The sequence below is a fragment of the Micromonospora sp. NPDC005979 genome, from assembly GCF_040614415.1.
GTDB lineage: Bacteria > Actinomycetota > Actinomycetes > Mycobacteriales > Micromonosporaceae > Micromonospora.
On record NZ_JBEXUR010000014.1, the window covers coordinates 52859 to 67852 of the forward strand.

Genomic DNA, 14994 nt, shown 5'->3' on the forward strand with positions numbered 1-14994 from the left:
GCGTCGAATATGCGGCCGGACCCACCACTCCCTAAACTACCCTACGAGAGTAGGATAGGGAGTGATGACGGAAGAAATGTACTCGGTGGAGCAGGTCGCCGACCGGCTCGGCCTGCACGTACGCACCGTCCGGGGCTACATCCGCTCCGGCCGGCTGCGCGCCGTGCGGATCGGCAAGCAGTACCGGATCGCCGCCAGCGACCTCGACGCGCTCACCGCACGACCACCCCTCGGCGGGACGCCCGCCGCCGGCGTCGTCGGTCAGGCCGAGGTGTCGAGCATCGTGCAGGTCGACGGTGTCGACCTGGCCGCCGCCGACCGGCTCGGCACGCTCGTGCTCGCCAGCGCCAACACCGGGCACGACCCGACCCGGCCGCTGCGGGTGCAGACCGTGTACGACGACCAGCGACACCGCCTGAAGATCATCATCATCGGTGATCCCGCCGGCACCGCCGAACTGCTCCACCTGCTCGACGCCGTCCTCACCGCCGACAACGGCCTGATCGACCGGGAGGTCCCCGATGCCTGACGAGATGCAGCAGCGCGCCGGAGTGCCGGTGCTGGTCTGCGACCCGGCCGGGCCGCCGATCGCCACCGAGCAGGACGCGCTCGACCTGATCGGCGCGGCCTTCCTCGGCGCCCAGGTGGTGGCCGTGCCGGCCCACCGGCTCGACGACCGTTTCTTCTCGCTCGGCACCCGCTTCGCCGGTGACGTGATGCAGAAGTTCGTCAATTACCGGCTGCGGCTCGCCGTGGTCGGCGACATCTCGACGCAGCTCGCGGGAAGTTCGGCGCTGCGCGCCCTGGTGCACGAGTCGAACCGGGGCGAGCAGATCTGGTTCGTGCCGGACCTGGACGCCCTCGACGATCGACTGCGCGCCGCCCGATAGCCAGCTCACCGGTCGGGCCTGACCGCCATCTCCACCGCGTCCGGCTGCACCCCCCTGACCCGAGCCGCCTCGGCCGCCCAGCGCAGGTAGGCGAGCCACTCCTCGGACGACCACCCGTTGCGGCGGCCGACACCCGCCTCGGCGGGGAGTTGACTGGCCACCACACGGTCGAGGATCAACGGCTGCACACCGCCCGCGCCGCGCCGGTAACCGGCGAAGTAGAGAACCTTTGTGAACAGGCCGGGCCCCAACCACGGCAGACGAGCGTGGTTGGGGTCGCTGAAGCGGCGGTACGCCGTGCGCAACGCCTCCTCGTCGGGCGTCGGGGGGCACACCTCCTCCAGCGCGTACGCCAGGCGTTTGCCGTCGGGGTCGGCGGCGAGTGACCTGGCGGCGCGCCACGGGCCGTACCCGATGGGGCCGTAAGCCCAGGCCAGCACGGCCGCCAGCAGGTGACGTGGACTCGCGGTGCCAGCACGGCACGCCTCGGCCACCGCGAAGACGTCGCGCCGCCAGACCTCGCCACTCGCCGGGAAGGCGTCGGGCCACGCATCCGGTGGCAGTCCCGCCCGCCAGCGATCCACCCGCACGATGACCGGGGTTCGCTCCTGCGGCTCAGGACTAGTCATGGTGTGCTCCCTCGATTCGCGTCCTTGTCCGGACGCTATGGCCAAGGCACACCCACGACAGCCCGCTGACGCCATATCGGGGGAACGAACACGGCGGTGGCCGCCCCTGGCTTCGGGACGGCCACCGCACGTCGGCGCTACGGCGTGGCGCAGATGGCGTACGCCGTGTCAGACCAGTTGCCGGCGAAGGCGTCCTCCTCGTACGCCCCGGACGCGGCGGACGTCGGGGCGGTCGCGGGGCCGCCGTTGGGGCGGAAGTCGTCAACGATGCCCTCGCCGGTCACGCCGTTCAGTTCGTAGCCGGCGCCGGTCAGCACCTTCCCAACCGGGCAGGTCGCCGTGACGCTGCGGAAGTCGGCCGAGGTGCTGGCACCCACCGTGGCGGCACGCACCAGGCCCGCCAGGGGGTTGGCGCAGATGGCGTACGCGGTAGCGGACCAGTTCAGGGTCGTCGCGTCCGACTCGTACGCGCCGACGGTGACCGCTGTGGGTGCCGTGGCGACACCGCCGTTGGGGCGGAAGTCGTCGACCACACCTTCGCCGGTGACGCCGTTCAGTTCGTAACCGGTGCCGGTGAGCACCTTCCCGACCGGGCACGTCGCGGTGACGCTGCGGTAGTCGGCCGAGTTGCTGACGCCGGTCGTGGTGACCCGGACCAGGCCGGGCAGCGGGTTGGCGCAGATCGCGTACGCCGTCACCGACCAGTTTCCCGCGAACGCCTCGGTCTCGTAGGCGCCGACGGTGACCGCTGTGGGTGCCGTGGCGACACCGCCGTTGGGGCGCAGGTCGTCGACCACACCTTCGCCGGTGACGCCGTTCAGTTCGTAACCGGTGCCGGTGAGCACCTTCCCGACCGGGCACGTCGCGGTGACGCTGCGGTAGTCGGCCGAGTTGCTGACGCTTGTCGCGGCGACCCGCACCAGACCGGGGACCGCGGCGGACGCCGGGCTCGCCGGGGCGAGCACCGCCCCGGTCGCGAGAAGAATGAGGACGGGTACGGACGCGCGAGCGCCGAACCGGCGGGTCGTGTTCTGAGTACGCATGTGTTTCTCCCGTCTGAGGCCGGACGGGGCGGCAGTGCGACGCCGACGTCGAGGCCGTTCGTGATGACGGGTTCACGCTAGGTAGCCACCTGACCAGGCATTATCTCCAAGCCGACTACGTCGCGTAACGGACCATGAGGGGTGCCCTCCGCCGCGCTTACGTGCGGTGAGGACGCCCCTCGATCACGGACGCGGCCGGTGTGGCCGGCCAGTGGTCACCAGATCCGCACCTCGTACACCCTTACCGTGCGGCCGAAGTCCACTCCGTACCACTTGTCGACAGTGCTCGTGTGGTACTGGCCGCCGGCCTCGTAGTTGACAGTCACCTTGTTGTTGCCGGAGGTGTAGTGGTGGACGCCGCCGATGTTCACGGCCGTGACGCCCCGACTGGCGAAGCACCTGGCCATACCGACGGTGCCGAGCGTGATGTCGAGCTTGAGGAAGTCCGTCCGGGTGCCACAGGTGACCGAGTTGATGGCAAGGGCAGGGCTGACCGGGAGCGCGATGGTCAGGGCGAGGCCCGCCACCGCACCGAGGGCGATCTTCTTGACGCGCGTCTTCATCTACGCGGGGTCCTTTCTGTTTCGGTGGGAGTGGTGTCGTGCGCGCCACCACTACGCCCGTGACGACCCGGTGGTTCACCTCCGAGCGAGATATTTATTGCCATTGATAGATGGGGGCTACCATTCGGCCATGCCCGCTCGCCGCGTCACCGCCGCCGTCGCCCTTGCCGCGCTGGCGAGCCTGCTCGCCGTCAACGCCGCCCGCGCCGACGGGCCGGCGATCAGCACCCCCGGCACTCCGACCGTGGTCGTCAACGAGCCGCATCGACTCACGCTCACCTGGACGCCCTCCGCCTGGGTGGAACCCGGGGCGGAGCAGCCGATCAACTACGAGGTGCAGGTGCCGCTGGGTCCGTACACGTACCGTTTCCTCGGCTCCACCACGGACACCACGATCACGCTGACCGACCTCGCGCCCGGCACGACGTACCGGATCGCGGTTGCCGCCCGCGCGCTCGGCGGCTACTCCGACACCTCGCCCGCCACCACCGTGCGCACCGCCAGCGGTCGCGCGACGATCAGCTACCTCAACCTCGACTGGTCACCGACGAACAACCAGATCCAGCACCTCCTGAAGGTCACCAACACCGGCACCGCGCCGCTGGACCTGAGCACGGTGCGGGTGCGCTACCACCTGCGCTTCGAGGGCGGCAACACCTCGCTGGTGCCGAACTGCGACTGGGCCGCGCTGGGTTGCCAAAGGATCCGGCAAACCGTGCAGTTCTTCGTACCACCAGGCGGGCCGGTCGGGCTGTCGACGCCGGCACCGCCGAATCCCCCGCCGGGCACTGCCGTCCCCGGCTGGGTGGAGCTGACCTTCACCGACGGTACGCTCGCGCCGGGCCAGTCGACCGGGCCGATCCAGCTACGGCACCACCGGCACAGTTGGAGTGACATCGACGAACGCGACGACCCGAGCTGGCTCGCCGCCACCGGGCAGTGGACGGAGAACTGGCAGATCACGCTCGACGTCGACGGGGTACGCGAGTTCGGCGACACATCGTCCTGACCGCGCACCGGCCGGTGCGGCCGGTCCGGCGGGCCTTGTCCTGACGAGCGATATACCTGTGAGTCATAACTATGACTCACAGGTATCACTGAGCGGGGAACGGGCGGGTGACGCGGGAGCGCGTCAGCCAAGACAAGCGGCGCGTGCCTACGTCAACCGCCAGGCTGAACTGGCACGCTTCGGTTGAAGGGAGGCCGCAACGCCAAGACCAGAGCGTCCCTGAGCGACTGAGGGGAATCGGTTTCCTGCCAACGGACCTCGCGCTGTCCCAACCAATCCGCAATCTCGTCCGCCGACGCCTCTCGACCGGGCTCGTCGAGTTGTTGCCCGACCTGGTCGTGCAGCACGGACGAGCTACGGTTGCCGGTCAGATGCTGTTGCAGACGTCGGCGCAAGTCTCCCGTCCAACCGGCGTAGAGGACCCTGCCGCGTTCGAGGACCACGTGCACCCCCGACGCACTAGGTGCGCTCCCGGCGGCCTCCCTGGTGTACGGACAGGGAGGCGTGAAATGGGCGAGCAGATCCTGCGCCTGCGCGTCGGTCATCGTCAAACCCTACATACCCATCTGCCGAAGCTCTCGAGCGCCTAAACCAGCAGTCGGCCGATTGGGGATTGACGCATACCGAACGGGCTCCCTCGGAAAGGCACTTGCCCGAACGACACGGCGAGGGACAGCCCGTACGGTCGATCTCTGCGACGGCCGGCGATCGGATCACGGGGAGGGGGCACGATGAGGGCTAGAAGAGTAAGCCTGCTGGACCTTGGACTGGACTCGTCGTTCGACGCGGCGATGACCTTCGTGCAGTCAACCCTGCAGAACATCAATGCCGGATCGATTGAGCCCGTCGTGGACATCGACTTCGTCCGATCACGCGACCCGGCCACCGTACTCTCGGCCTTCACCGGGTCATGCGACGTCCTGCACGTCATGGCCCACGGCGACCACACGGTCACGCCGATGTTCAGTAGCACGGACGGTAACGTCGAGATTTCGCTCGAGGAGCTCGGGGAGACTGCGGCGAGCCAAGGCCAGGGCATCTCGACGAGCGCCATCATCGCGGATGGTTGCAAGACCGGCACCGGCGTGTGGCAGAAGGCGGTGCGGGACTGCCTCCAAGGGGAAGTGACCTACATCGGCACGTCAGCCATCATTGGCTGGCACGAGAGTGGCGTCTTCTGCTCCGCGTTCTACGGAGCGCTGTTCCGCAATCGCGGCAGAGGCATGGCACCCACCGAGCAAGCCCGAGATGCCGCCGAACGGGCCATCAAGGCGTACACCTTGCTGACCGACAAGAGTTGCCCGTTCAAGGTCACCACCTTGAAGCCGAGCCAACGTGCACGCATGCTCCTTGGCTAGCAGGCAGCGGCACCACGACCGCGAGTGTCGCGAGCAGCGCGAGCAGGAGGCCGGCTGCCCGGCGCTAACGCCGATCGCGAGCGCGTACATCTCCGCCCATCGACAGGAAGATCGCGCCCTAAAAAGACAATCCCGAAACGACGATTCGTGCCGGGCAAGCATCCAGCTACGTAGTTCGTCTCGTCCGAAGGGGCGGCTACTTCGGGCATTCAGCCGAGCGACACCGGGCAGACCAAACTCTACGGTCGATGGAATCCAGGCCAGCTTCGGCAATCGGTGGCGCTGCTATCGGTGGCAATCTTCAGCCTCACGTCCAACGGGGGTCCGCAGTGAGTGTCGACCCGATCGAGCTAAGCCGCGAGCAGAAGTACTTCGATGCTGGGTGGGAGCACCGAGAGCGAATGCGCTCCAGCTTCAACCTCGCTGCTGGTGCTGCCGCGAACAGCGGGGCGGCGGCTAGGATCCGAAAGGACGCCCAGGCGCGGCAGGAGCGCCTCGGAAGTCCTGACGAACCCATAGCGTTCGCTCGGATGGACGACGAGGACGGCGAGAGACTTTACATCGGTCACCACGCGGTGTTCGACGACGAATCGGAACTCGTCGTGATCAACTGGCAGGCGCCGGTAGCCACCCGCTTCTATGAGGCCACCCACGAAGATCCGTGCGGTCTGCGCCTGAAGCGGACGTTCCAGTGCGAGGGCAACACGATCCTCGACTTCGATGATCTGGTTCTGGCGCAGGTGACCGCCGACATCGCTGAGCTTGAGACGTTCGACGGTCCAGGTGACGCGCTTCTTGCGGAGCTGGAGAGCAACCGCACTGGCTCTATGAATGACATCGTGCGCACGATCCAGGCCGCGCAGTTCGATATCATTCGAGCACCCATGGACCAGCTCCTTGTGGTTCAGGGAGGGCCAGGCACCGGAAAGACTGCGATAGCTCTGCACCGGGTTTCCTGGCTGCTGTTCAACCATCGGAAGCAGCTTTCGGCGCAGGACATCCTCATCGTGGGCCCGAACCCCACCTTCACCCGCTACACCCGTCTCGTGTTGCCGAGCTTGGGTGACACGAGCGTTGAACAGCTCGACATCCATCAGCTCCACCCTCCGGTGAGGCGCGGCCGATCTGAGGCACCCGAGGTGGCCCGGCTCAAGGGCGATGCGCGTATGGCGGGGTTGGTGCTGCGAGGGCTGTACGGCCGGGTCGGCCTCCCGGACGATCAGCAGACGGTACGGCTCGACTTCGCAGGGCAGAAGGTCGCCCTCGATGCCGATCGGATCACCGGGCTGATCGCCCGTTGCCAGAGCACTGCCGGCACCTATACGGAACGTCGGCAGTTGTTGCGACAGCTTCTTACCGAACTCGTGTTCGACTCGGCGTCGGAGAGGCTCGCTGATGAGCTTCGCCGAGGGCCACAGAAGCTCCGCCCTGCTTTGGACCCGGTGATGGACCGGCTCTGGCCCTCCCTTACCGCCCCGGCGTTCCTCCGAGAACTTCTTGGATCTCGTGACCGCCTCATCGCGGCGGCTGGCGATGAATTCACCGCGCGTGAGGTGGCCCAACTCCATCGTCGTGCTGCTGACAAGGTCTCCGAGGAGCATTGGAGCGATGCAGACCTCGCTGTATTGGACGAGGTGGAACACCTGGTCAACGCCGTACCCGCGCGCTTTTCACACATCGTTGTGGACGAGGCGCAGGATCTCTCCCCGATGCAACTCCGCGCTGTCGCTCGGCGATCGTCGAACGGGTCCTTCACCATCGTCGGGGATATTGCCCAGTCCACTGGACTGTGGGCACGAGACGACTGGCATGAGGCCGTCCGCCACATACCAAACTCCCTTCCTCAGGATCTCCAGTCTCTGCGTTACGGCTACCGCGTGCCCCGCCAGGTCTTCGAGTTGGCCGCCCAGCTGCTACCCGTGGCCGCACCCGATGTGCAAGCTCCCCAGGTCGTACGTGAGGGACCTGCGGAGCCCGGAATCCACCGAACGGACTCGGAGGACCGAGCCGCGCAGGCTGTCAGCGTCGCGATGAAACACGCTTCGCACGGTCGGTCGGTGGCGATCATCTGCCCGGCCTCGTGCCGAGACGACGTCGAGGGGGAGCTGAGGGCGAGGGACGTCGCATGGCGGGCGGCGTCGGCGGGCGAGTTGGGCCCGGGCATCAACCTTGTCAGCCCCCAGGAGGCCAAGGGGCTCGAGTTTGACTCGGTCGTCGTGGTCGAGCCCGAGGACATCGTCGCCGAAGATGCCCGAGGCCACCGTCTGCTTTACGTCGCGCTCACAAGGACAACGCGTTACCTGGACATCGTCTGCGTGAGGAGCCCTCTGGGCCTTCCCGCCTCTCCAGAGGTCGAGGACCCGGGCTCAGCCGGGAATGTTCCCCTGGCTCCGGATCCATCGGTCGCCGATGATCAGGAGCCAGCCGAGGCGGACGACCCGTGGGGACCCGTCCTCAGGGAGCTTCTTGGAGAGCTGCCGGCACCCACCGTCGAGGTAAGCCCCAACGGGAGTGCCGATTCGATCCCGGAGGTACGGCCGTCTGCACCGATGCCGCAGGGCAAGGCATCTGAACGGATCGTCAATCTGGCAGCCGAAGAGGTCGCGACGTTGTTGCGGGATACGGTGTCCCCCAAACTCTGGGCCTCAGTGATCTCCCGGGTCGGCGACCTCCTCAATGATCAGCCCTAGGCAGCGCATCCAGTCGTCGAGCGGGCAGTTCACCTGACGAGAACGTCCGGCATAACGACCACGAGCGGGCCACAGTAGACGGCGGTCAGCGGATGAAGCCTTTGGGCAGGTGGATGCGGGCGGCGGGGATGTCGAGGGCGCACAGCCGTGACCGCGCGTCGGCCACCATCGCGGGTGGGCCGCAGACGTAGATGTCCTGGCCGGGCTGGTGATGGTCGAGGGCGATGGTCAGGGCGTCGCCCTGCTCGTCCGGCTCGGCGCAGGGGTCGTCGGAGAGGGCCGGCACAATCGTCAGCCAGTCGTGGGCGCACTGAAGCTTGTCGAGGGCGACCGCGTCGTACAGGTCGATGAACGTGCGCACGCCGACGACAAGCGTCACCCGCCGACCGTTCGGTGCGGCGGCGACCTGCTCCACCAGGGCGCGCAGCGGCGCCAGCCCGGTACCACCGGCGACGAGCAGCAGGTCGTTCGTACCCGCCGGGTCGAGGCTCAGCCCGGTGTCGACGGGTGGGCCGAGCCAGAGCAGCTCGCCGGGGCGTACCCGATGAACCAGGTGGTGGGAGACGGTGCCGGCGGGTACGGCGCGGACGTGCAGCTCGACGGTGCCGTCCGCGCGTGGGGCGTTGGCCGGCGACAGCCAGCGCCAGTGCCCGGGCAGCCGCGGCGTGCAGACCGGCACGGCGTGACCTGGCTGCAACGGCAGTCGCCGCATGGGGCGTACCGTCAGGATGGCGATGTCGGGCGACGGCCGATCGTGGCCGATGACCTCGACGTGCCACCAGGCCGGGCCGTCGCCGGCGTGCGCGGCGGCGCGGCGGATGGCGTGCGTGGCGCGGCACAGGGCGTGCTCGGCGACGACGGTGAGCTGCGGCGTCCACACTGGCTGGGCGTGGCGGGCCACGGTCGCGAGCAGCGCGTCGCCGATGGTGGTGGCGTGCGGGAGCAGGTCGAGGTGACGGTACGCGCGGCCGAGTACCCGCAGCAGCGCCGCCCGATTCGCCGGGTCGTCGCCGCCGACCAGGAGGCGGCCCAGCGCGGTGAAGAACAGCGGCGCGTCGCGGCGTGGGAGCAGCCCGGTCCGGCGGTCTTCGACCGTGCACCAGAAGTCGGCGGCGGCCCGCACGTCGACCGACTCCCAGGCAGCGGCCAGACTCGCGGGGGCCGGGTGGTCGTCGTCGATCACGGTGCGCATACCGGCTCCAAGTCGTTGAATCGTGGGCTGGCACCGGGGCGGGAGGAGCTGCGCCGTTGAGGGCCGGCGCAACTCCGAGGCCGGACACCCGCCCCGGGCCAGGCACCGACTGTCGCGCCTGACCAGGCACGACGGCATGCCACGGTGATCGTCGACGACATACGCGATCGGTATGCGCTCCACGCCGCGGCTGCCGAATCGGGCAGACTGCGGGCATGACGGAACGCCCGGTGCTGTACCTGGTCGTCTGCGCCGCGGGTCCGGCGGAAAACATCGACGAGCTGGTCGACCTCCTGATCGCCGACGGCTGGCGGGTCTGCATGATCGTCAGCCCGACCGCCGCGCCATGGCTCGACCGGGCGGCGTTGCAAGAGAAAACCGGCTATCTGGTACGCGTGGAATGGCGGATGCCCGGCGACCCCGAGCCCCACCCGCCCGCCGATGTGGTGGTGGCCGCCCCGATCACCTTCAACACCGTGACCAAGTGGGCGTTGGGCATCAACGACACGCTGGCGCTCGGGGTCCTCAACGAGTCGCTGGGCGCGGGGCTGCCGATCATCGCGTTCCCGCACACCAAGGAAGAGTTGGCCGCACACCCCGCCTATGCCGGTCACCTGGAGGTGCTGCGCGCAGCCGGCGTGGTCGTGGCGGACGGAAAGCCGCTGAACGCGGTGAACGGGCCGGGGCGGTGGGGCGTGGTCGTCGAGGCGCTGCGGGCGGCGCGCCCGTCCTGAAAGGGTGCCGTCCATTGGCTATATGCGTCGGGCGTATACCAGCGCTCCACGCAGCGTGTTCAATGGATACGCTCGATGAGGCGAAGCGGACGGAGCCGCCGGTGACACACGCGAACTGCCCTCGATGCGGCGGACGGCTGGCCCGGGACAACGACACCGGACGGTGTACGCCGTGCCAGGCCGCCGAGCGGGACCGGCTGAGCGCGCCGCCGGTGGTACCGGCGAGCTTCTGGGACCACGAACCGGTGCGACTCGCGCTGGCCGAGCGGCATCTGGGGCGGGTGATCCGGGCGTACCGCTGCCATCCGTACCACGGGCGGGTCGCGTTGCCGCAGAGCGTGGTGGCGGGATGGTTGGGAATCACGCAGGCGCAGTTGAGTCGGGTGGAGAACGGCCCGCCGATGGTCCACCTGGACCGGTTGGCGCACTGGGCGAAGCTCCTCGGGATACCGGCGGGCACTCTCTGGTTTCGCCTTCCCGGCCAGCATTGCTGGACCGATGCGAGCCCCTTCGGTGGCGAAGCAAATAGCGCACATGGCGACGATCAGGTGATCGAACGAGACGATCCAGCAGCCGTGGCGGTTAACGTGGAGCAGGCATCAAGCCAAGGGGGTGGCGTCACGGACCGCCGACGCTTCAACATCCTGGCCGCGCTCACCGGACTCGCCGCGGCGGGCCATCCCTACTTGCTCACAAGCCCTACCGACGCACCTGGGAACATCGGCATGGAACAGGTGCGGCTGGCCGGCTCACTGGTCAACGACCTCCGGCAGGCAGATGCCGCAGTAGGAGCCGACCAACTCTGCGACGTCGCCATCCAGGTGCACGCCCGGCTGTCGGCCTGGGCCGCCAAGGCGAACTACAGCCGAGAGGTCGGGGACGCCCTGCAAGGCGCCCTGGCTGACCTCGGCATCCAGGCGGCATGGCTCGCCATTGACGCCGAACGCCGTCCGGAAGCCCGCCCTTTCCTCAACGAGGCCATCACACGCGCCCGCATCGCCGACGATCCACGGGTGGAGGTGAGAGCAATGGCACTGCTGTCTCTGTTACTACGCGAGAGCCAACCGGGCGAGTCATTGCACTGCGCCGAGGCGGCGATGCGCGTCTCTGCCGGATGGGGCACGCCTCGACTCAGCACGTTGCTGCACCTGCGGAAGGCACACGCTTACGCCGTGCTTAGGGACGCAAACGGGTTCAGTCGGGAGATGACAAAGGCTCGTCGCGAGCTGGATCGCGGGCCGCACGACGACGACCCAGGGTTTGTCGAATTCGTGGACGAGCAGGAGTTGAACGGCATCCAGGGACTTTCCTACCTCGCCCTGGGTAGACCCGAACGCGCCGCTGCGTCGTTCCGCGCGATCACTGTTAACCCATCGCCGGGCTATCGGCGCAACCAGGTCCTCTACACGATCGACCTCGCCGACGCGGCGTACCAGCAGGGTGACACCAACGAGGCGGCGCGCATCGCCCTGGATGTCCTGCCGGCGGTGAGCCAGATGAATTCGGGGCGAGTGAGCCGGAATCTTGCGCAGGTGCGGGCGAAGCTTGCGGCACCACAGGATGCCACCGCGACGACCCGCGAATTCGTCGACGCATACGACCGAGCAGTGACCGTGTGATGGAGGGTGTGCAGCTCCGCCATCGCGACGCCGAAGAGGCCACAAACATCCTTGACCAGCTCGTGAGTCTCTATCTGGAGGTCTACGCGGTCGGAGGCGAGCTCCACAGCGAGGACCGCTACCGGCGTCAGCTCGACCTGCACATGCAGCGAATGGCGTGGGAGCTGGTCACCGCCGAGGTGGACGGGAGTCTGGTTGGCTACATCTACGGATTTCCGCTACCCACCGAGACGCGGTGGTGGGAGGGCATCCACGGCCCGGTAACGCCTGGTTTCACCGACGAGGACGGGACACGCACGTTCGCAATAAGCGAGCTGATGGTCCACCCTGCTTGGCGACGTTGGGGCATCGCTGGGAGGCTGCACGACGAGTTGATCGCGGCCCGCACGGAGCAACGAAACACGCTGCTGGTCCGGCCGGACAATGTCGCCGCTCAGACCGCGTACCGCTCCTGGGGCTATGCCAAGGTAACCAGACTTCGGCCGGGGTGGGAGAACGCGCCGACCTTCGATGTGCTCGTTCTCGACGTCAACTCCTCCCACCCCCCGCCCTTGCGAAAAAACAGAACGCCCTAAGTGCACCGAAGATCTGCCGAAATAGGCACTCTTGCAGAGGACTTACTCGTCAGACGCATCGTCGACACTTGACTCTTCAAGGACGTTACCGACTAGAGCATTCACGTTGATGGCGCTAGGAGACGGCCTCACTCGGCCTTCCGCGTAAGCCATTCGCGCAGCCGCTAGATCGGCAAGGCGGACAGCCTGAATCACGATGACTCGCCGCAGACCGGGCGAGACCTCACCGCGCTCGTGGGCAACGGCTGAAACCCTGGCTAAGGTTTCGGCGCGGCGAGCAATACGAACGTCTGGGTGCTCGCGCTCCTCCCGCATGTTCTCAGGCACCAGGTTGAAGCGATAGGAACGCGGTAGTCCCACGATCGCGGAGACCGGCGGAATCTTTTCATTCAGGATCGCTCCATATTTTGAGTGATCGATAGCCCATCTATATGCCGAATATTCCACAGCGTCGATTTTGGCTTTTCTGCTACCATCGTTGCGCAAGTCCTCGGTTGGCCAGAACTCCACCTCAGCCACCTCGAAGGGGTCCAGAATTCTGTAGGCCAGGGTGTCGCTTCGCTGGCCGGTCATATGCCTGCCGATACGAATTCCGAAGCTCTCCAACGTCTGACCGACGTAGATCGGCTCACCATCGTAGTCGTAGAAACCATACACGCCGATGCACTTACGCAACTGCCTGCCGCTAGCGGCATCCGTCGACCCGAGCGCATCTTTAAGTAGCTGCCGGAAGCCTTGGACGAACTTAGTCGGCAGAGAGCTTTTCACGGGCGGCTGGTGATCCGGCTCGTTATACGATGCGACGCCGCGACTTGCCACTTGGCATACCTCGATTTCTTCGGGATTCGTGAAGCGAGGCAGCAGTCTACGAGCTAGCGTCTCAACACTTAAAGACAGACGTGGCGCGACAGCCATGCATGACCGTTTGCCCTGGTGGCAGCCGTTGTCGGATTAGCGACACCACCGATCGCTGCGCCCGCATCCCACATCAGTGCGTGAGATTTTCAACCTGGGAACAAGATCCACTAACGAACTTGGCGGGGCGTGGTGGCGCTTCGACGCTTCGCTGAGGCGCTGGAGACCAGAGCAGCATGAATAGCCTCGGCCACCGCTTCCGCCGACTCGTGCTCCCATACCCGAAAGACGGTCCAGCCAGCGGTGCCTAGCACCTCAGTTACCGTTACGTCCCGCTTACGGTTACGGTCGATTTTTTGATGCCAGTACCCGCTGGGATCGGACGGCATCCTGCAATGCTGCGGGCAGCCGTGCCAGAAGCAGCCGTCGACAAAAACCGCCAGCTTGTGACGGGTGAAAACGATATCCGGCCGGACCGCGCGCTCCGGCAATACGACTCGGTAGCCGACTCGGTAGCGCAATCCTCTACGAAAGAGCTGCCGGCGGAGTGCCAACTCAGGCTTTGTGTTGGTACTCTTGTTGGACTTCATGGCACGCGAGGCCGATGACGGCGGTGGCGTAGGGGGTAACCGCTCTTCGCTGCCCTTCACGTCGACGACCGCTACTCACTCCCGTTGTTCGGACGCAGAACTGGCAGCAGGTAATTGTTGCCAAGCCACTCAACGACGTCTACGACGACAGCGTCACCAAATCCGAATAGCTGTTGGTTTGGGGTGCCGGCAAGAAGCTTGTAGTCGTGGGCACCCATGAGATTGGCGTACTCCCGCGGCGTCATCCATCGGATCGCTCTACTGCCGTTACCCAACCGGATCAGCGCTTGTTTGCTTGATCCACCCCCCGTAGTCCTGAGACACCCGGCGATGCTGTCCTTGCGCAGTTCCCACACTGCGACCCCTTGCCGCGTGCGGCGGTAGGCAGTTCTGTAGCTGATCGCGTCCGCCCCTACGAGAGCGTCGAAACGAGCCTTTTGAAGTTCGCTAAGAGAACCGATGAAAGCTGCTACGCGGTCCTCGGTCCACCATAGGTTGCCAGCGACTTCTGTTTCGACAAAGCCGTCCAAGTCCTGCGGCCCCTCCGGCAGAGCCGGGAGGCGCATGTAATGCATATCCAGCGTCTCACGGTGCTTCTTGTGGATGGCTTGCACCCATGCAGGTCGCACATCGCTGATCGGCGGAAGCTCCTGGGGCGCAGAGGCCGGCAGCTTGTCTTTCTGAATACCGACGATGAACATCCGCGGTCGAGACTGCGGCACAAAGTGCCGAGCGTCGATCGCGAGCACATCGAGTGAGTAGCCGAGCTTCGACAACCTAGCTAGAGCGGCGGCGAGGTCATTACCACCATGACTTGTAGCGAAACCGTGAACGTTCTCAAGGAGAACCACTGAAGGTCGGGGCGACATGCCTTCGACGATCTTGGCAAACTCCCAGAACATCCCCGACTGCTCGCCAACCAAGCCACGCCTGTTGCCGGCCAAAGAAAGGTCGATGCATGGGAAGCTGCTTGTTGCCAGCTCAATCCCTTGCGGCAGGTCCATAGCTTCGACTTGCCGGATATCCCGAACAATGAAGTGATCTTCAGCATCAGGAAAGTTGGCGGCGTACGCGTTGTACTTAGCCTGCTTGATGTCGTTCGCCCACACAACCTGCACCTGAGCGCCCTTCACGCGCTCAAGAGCGGTTCGGACGAGTCCAATCCCAGCAAAAAATTCTGCTGCCCGGACGGGCGCGCTGTCCATGTTTCCCCCCTCGCCCATCATCGCTGCAGCCTATAGGCGCCC

At 66.4% G+C, this 14994-nt stretch carries 16 protein-coding genes; 8 read left to right on the forward strand and 8 right to left on the reverse strand.

Annotation, left to right across the window (positions count from 1 at the left end; all coding sequences use genetic code 11):
• The first annotated feature begins 64 nt into the window (after window positions 1–64).
• A complete protein-coding gene (locus ABZ272_RS22805; RefSeq protein WP_355051941.1) occupies window positions 65–529 on the forward strand; it encodes a helix-turn-helix domain-containing protein in 465 nt (154 codons plus the stop codon).
• Window positions 522–890: a DUF4180 domain-containing protein gene (locus tag ABZ272_RS22810; RefSeq protein WP_355051942.1), complete on the forward strand. Its 369-nt coding sequence runs from the start codon at window positions 522–524 to the stop codon at window positions 888–890. The genes ABZ272_RS22805 and ABZ272_RS22810 overlap by 8 nt, the downstream gene beginning before the upstream one ends.
• Before the next feature lie 5 nt (window positions 891–895).
• Here the strand turns inward: ABZ272_RS22810 and ABZ272_RS22815 are convergent, their stop codons facing one another.
• The 3 genes from ABZ272_RS22815 to ABZ272_RS22825 form a co-directional block, all read right to left on the reverse strand.
• Entirely contained in the window at window positions 896–1519 is a 624-nt protein-coding gene (locus ABZ272_RS22815; RefSeq protein WP_355051943.1) for a hypothetical protein, read from the reverse strand.
• A gap of 137 nt (window positions 1520–1656) precedes the next feature.
• Window positions 1657–2562, reverse strand: coding sequence for a hypothetical protein (locus ABZ272_RS22820; protein WP_355051944.1), 906 nt, complete (start codon window positions 2560–2562; stop codon window positions 1657–1659).
• Between the two features lie 215 nt (window positions 2563–2777).
• Window positions 2778–3125: a beta/gamma crystallin domain-containing protein gene (locus ABZ272_RS22825; protein ID WP_355051945.1), complete on the reverse strand. Its 348-nt coding sequence runs from the start codon at window positions 3123–3125 to the stop codon at window positions 2778–2780.
• A gap of 130 nt (window positions 3126–3255) precedes the next feature.
• Here ABZ272_RS22825 and ABZ272_RS22830 point away from each other — a divergent pair, with 130 nt between their 5' ends.
• Window positions 3256–4134 carry a cellulose binding domain-containing protein gene (locus tag ABZ272_RS22830; protein WP_355051946.1) on the forward strand — a complete coding sequence of 293 codons (879 nt, stop codon included), beginning with the start codon at window positions 3256–3258 and terminating at the stop codon, window positions 4132–4134.
• Window positions 4135–4286: 152 nt separating this feature from the next.
• Here ABZ272_RS22830 and ABZ272_RS22835 read toward each other — a convergent pair whose 3' ends face one another.
• Complete coding sequence (locus ABZ272_RS22835; RefSeq protein ID WP_355051947.1) at window positions 4287–4679, reverse strand: hypothetical protein; 393 nt, start codon at window positions 4677–4679, stop codon at window positions 4287–4289.
• Window positions 4680–4865: 186 nt separating this feature from the next.
• On the opposite strand from ABZ272_RS22835, the gene ABZ272_RS22840 reads away from it, so the two are divergent.
• Both ABZ272_RS22840 and ABZ272_RS22845 read left to right on the forward strand, forming a co-directional pair.
• A complete protein-coding gene (locus ABZ272_RS22840; protein WP_355051948.1) occupies window positions 4866–5492 on the forward strand; it encodes a hypothetical protein in 627 nt (208 codons plus the stop codon).
• A 329-nt stretch (window positions 5493–5821) separates the two neighbouring features.
• Window positions 5822–8182, forward strand: coding sequence for a UvrD-helicase domain-containing protein (locus tag ABZ272_RS22845; RefSeq protein WP_355051949.1), 2361 nt, complete (start codon window positions 5822–5824; stop codon window positions 8180–8182).
• Between the two features lie 85 nt (window positions 8183–8267).
• Here the strand turns inward: ABZ272_RS22845 and ABZ272_RS22850 are convergent, their stop codons facing one another.
• The gene (locus ABZ272_RS22850) at window positions 8268–9374 is read right to left on the reverse strand and encodes an FAD-binding oxidoreductase (protein ID WP_355051950.1); all 1107 of its coding nucleotides are present in this window, start codon (window positions 9372–9374) and stop codon (window positions 8268–8270) included.
• Window positions 9375–9589: 215 nt separating this feature from the next.
• Between ABZ272_RS22850 and ABZ272_RS22855 the strand changes: the two genes are divergently transcribed.
• The 3 genes from ABZ272_RS22855 (at window position 9590) to ABZ272_RS22865 (ending at window position 12302) form a co-directional block, all read left to right on the forward strand.
• Window positions 9590–10108, forward strand: coding sequence for a flavoprotein (locus ABZ272_RS22855; protein WP_355051951.1), 519 nt, complete (start codon window positions 9590–9592; stop codon window positions 10106–10108).
• 62 nt (window positions 10109–10170) lie between these two features.
• The gene (locus ABZ272_RS22860) at window positions 10171–11727 is read left to right on the forward strand and encodes a helix-turn-helix transcriptional regulator (protein ID WP_355051952.1); all 1557 of its coding nucleotides are present in this window, start codon (window positions 10171–10173) and stop codon (window positions 11725–11727) included.
• Window positions 11727–12302, forward strand: coding sequence for a GNAT family N-acetyltransferase (locus tag ABZ272_RS22865; protein ID WP_355051953.1), 576 nt, complete (start codon window positions 11727–11729; stop codon window positions 12300–12302). The genes ABZ272_RS22860 and ABZ272_RS22865 overlap by 1 nt, the downstream gene beginning before the upstream one ends.
• 42 nt (window positions 12303–12344) lie before the next feature.
• Here ABZ272_RS22865 and ABZ272_RS22870 read toward each other — a convergent pair whose 3' ends face one another.
• The 3 genes from ABZ272_RS22870 to dcm form a co-directional block, all read right to left on the reverse strand.
• Window positions 12345–13121 (reverse strand): GIY-YIG nuclease family protein, encoded by a 777-nt coding sequence (locus ABZ272_RS22870; protein ID WP_355051954.1) that lies wholly within the window; start codon window positions 13119–13121, stop codon window positions 12345–12347.
• Window positions 13122–13327: 206 nt separating this feature from the next.
• A complete protein-coding gene (locus tag ABZ272_RS22875; protein ID WP_355051955.1) occupies window positions 13328–13807 on the reverse strand; it encodes a very short patch repair endonuclease in 480 nt (159 codons plus the stop codon).
• Window positions 13808–13818: 11 nt separating this feature from the next.
• Window positions 13819–14973: a DNA (cytosine-5-)-methyltransferase gene (gene dcm / locus ABZ272_RS22880; RefSeq protein ID WP_355051956.1), complete on the reverse strand. Its 1155-nt coding sequence runs from the start codon at window positions 14971–14973 to the stop codon at window positions 13819–13821.
• Window positions 14974–14994: the final 21 nt, after the last annotated feature.

What these genes read in the sequence shown, in the direction of transcription:
- ABZ272_RS22805 (WP_355051941.1), top strand. Translation starts at nt 65, where the DNA reads ATGACGGAAGAAATGTACTCGGTGGAGCAGGTCGCCGACCGGCTCGGC.
- ABZ272_RS22815 (WP_355051943.1), bottom strand. Translation starts at nt 1,519, where the DNA reads ATGACTAGTCCTGAGCCGCAGGAGCGAACCCCGGTCATCGTGCGGGTG.
- ABZ272_RS22850 (WP_355051950.1), bottom strand. Translation starts at nt 9,374, where the DNA reads ATGCGCACCGTGATCGACGACGACCACCCGGCCCCCGCGAGTCTGGCC.
- ABZ272_RS22820 (WP_355051944.1), bottom strand. Translation starts at nt 2,562, where the DNA reads ATGCGTACTCAGAACACGACCCGCCGGTTCGGCGCTCGCGCGTCCGTA.
- ABZ272_RS22840 (WP_355051948.1), top strand. Translation starts at nt 4,866, where the DNA reads ATGAGGGCTAGAAGAGTAAGCCTGCTGGACCTTGGACTGGACTCGTCG.
- ABZ272_RS22810 (WP_355051942.1), top strand. Translation starts at nt 522, where the DNA reads ATGCCTGACGAGATGCAGCAGCGCGCCGGAGTGCCGGTGCTGGTCTGC.
- ABZ272_RS22855 (WP_355051951.1), top strand. Translation starts at nt 9,590, where the DNA reads ATGACGGAACGCCCGGTGCTGTACCTGGTCGTCTGCGCCGCGGGTCCG.
- ABZ272_RS22860 (WP_355051952.1), top strand. Translation starts at nt 10,171, where the DNA reads ATGGATACGCTCGATGAGGCGAAGCGGACGGAGCCGCCGGTGACACAC.
- ABZ272_RS22865 (WP_355051953.1), top strand. Translation starts at nt 11,727, where the DNA reads ATGGAGGGTGTGCAGCTCCGCCATCGCGACGCCGAAGAGGCCACAAAC.
- ABZ272_RS22830 (WP_355051946.1), top strand. Translation starts at nt 3,256, where the DNA reads ATGCCCGCTCGCCGCGTCACCGCCGCCGTCGCCCTTGCCGCGCTGGCG.
- ABZ272_RS22825 (WP_355051945.1), bottom strand. Translation starts at nt 3,125, where the DNA reads ATGAAGACGCGCGTCAAGAAGATCGCCCTCGGTGCGGTGGCGGGCCTC.
- ABZ272_RS22835 (WP_355051947.1), bottom strand. Translation starts at nt 4,679, where the DNA reads ATGACCGACGCGCAGGCGCAGGATCTGCTCGCCCATTTCACGCCTCCC.
- dcm (WP_355051956.1), bottom strand. Translation starts at nt 14,973, where the DNA reads ATGATGGGCGAGGGGGGAAACATGGACAGCGCGCCCGTCCGGGCAGCA.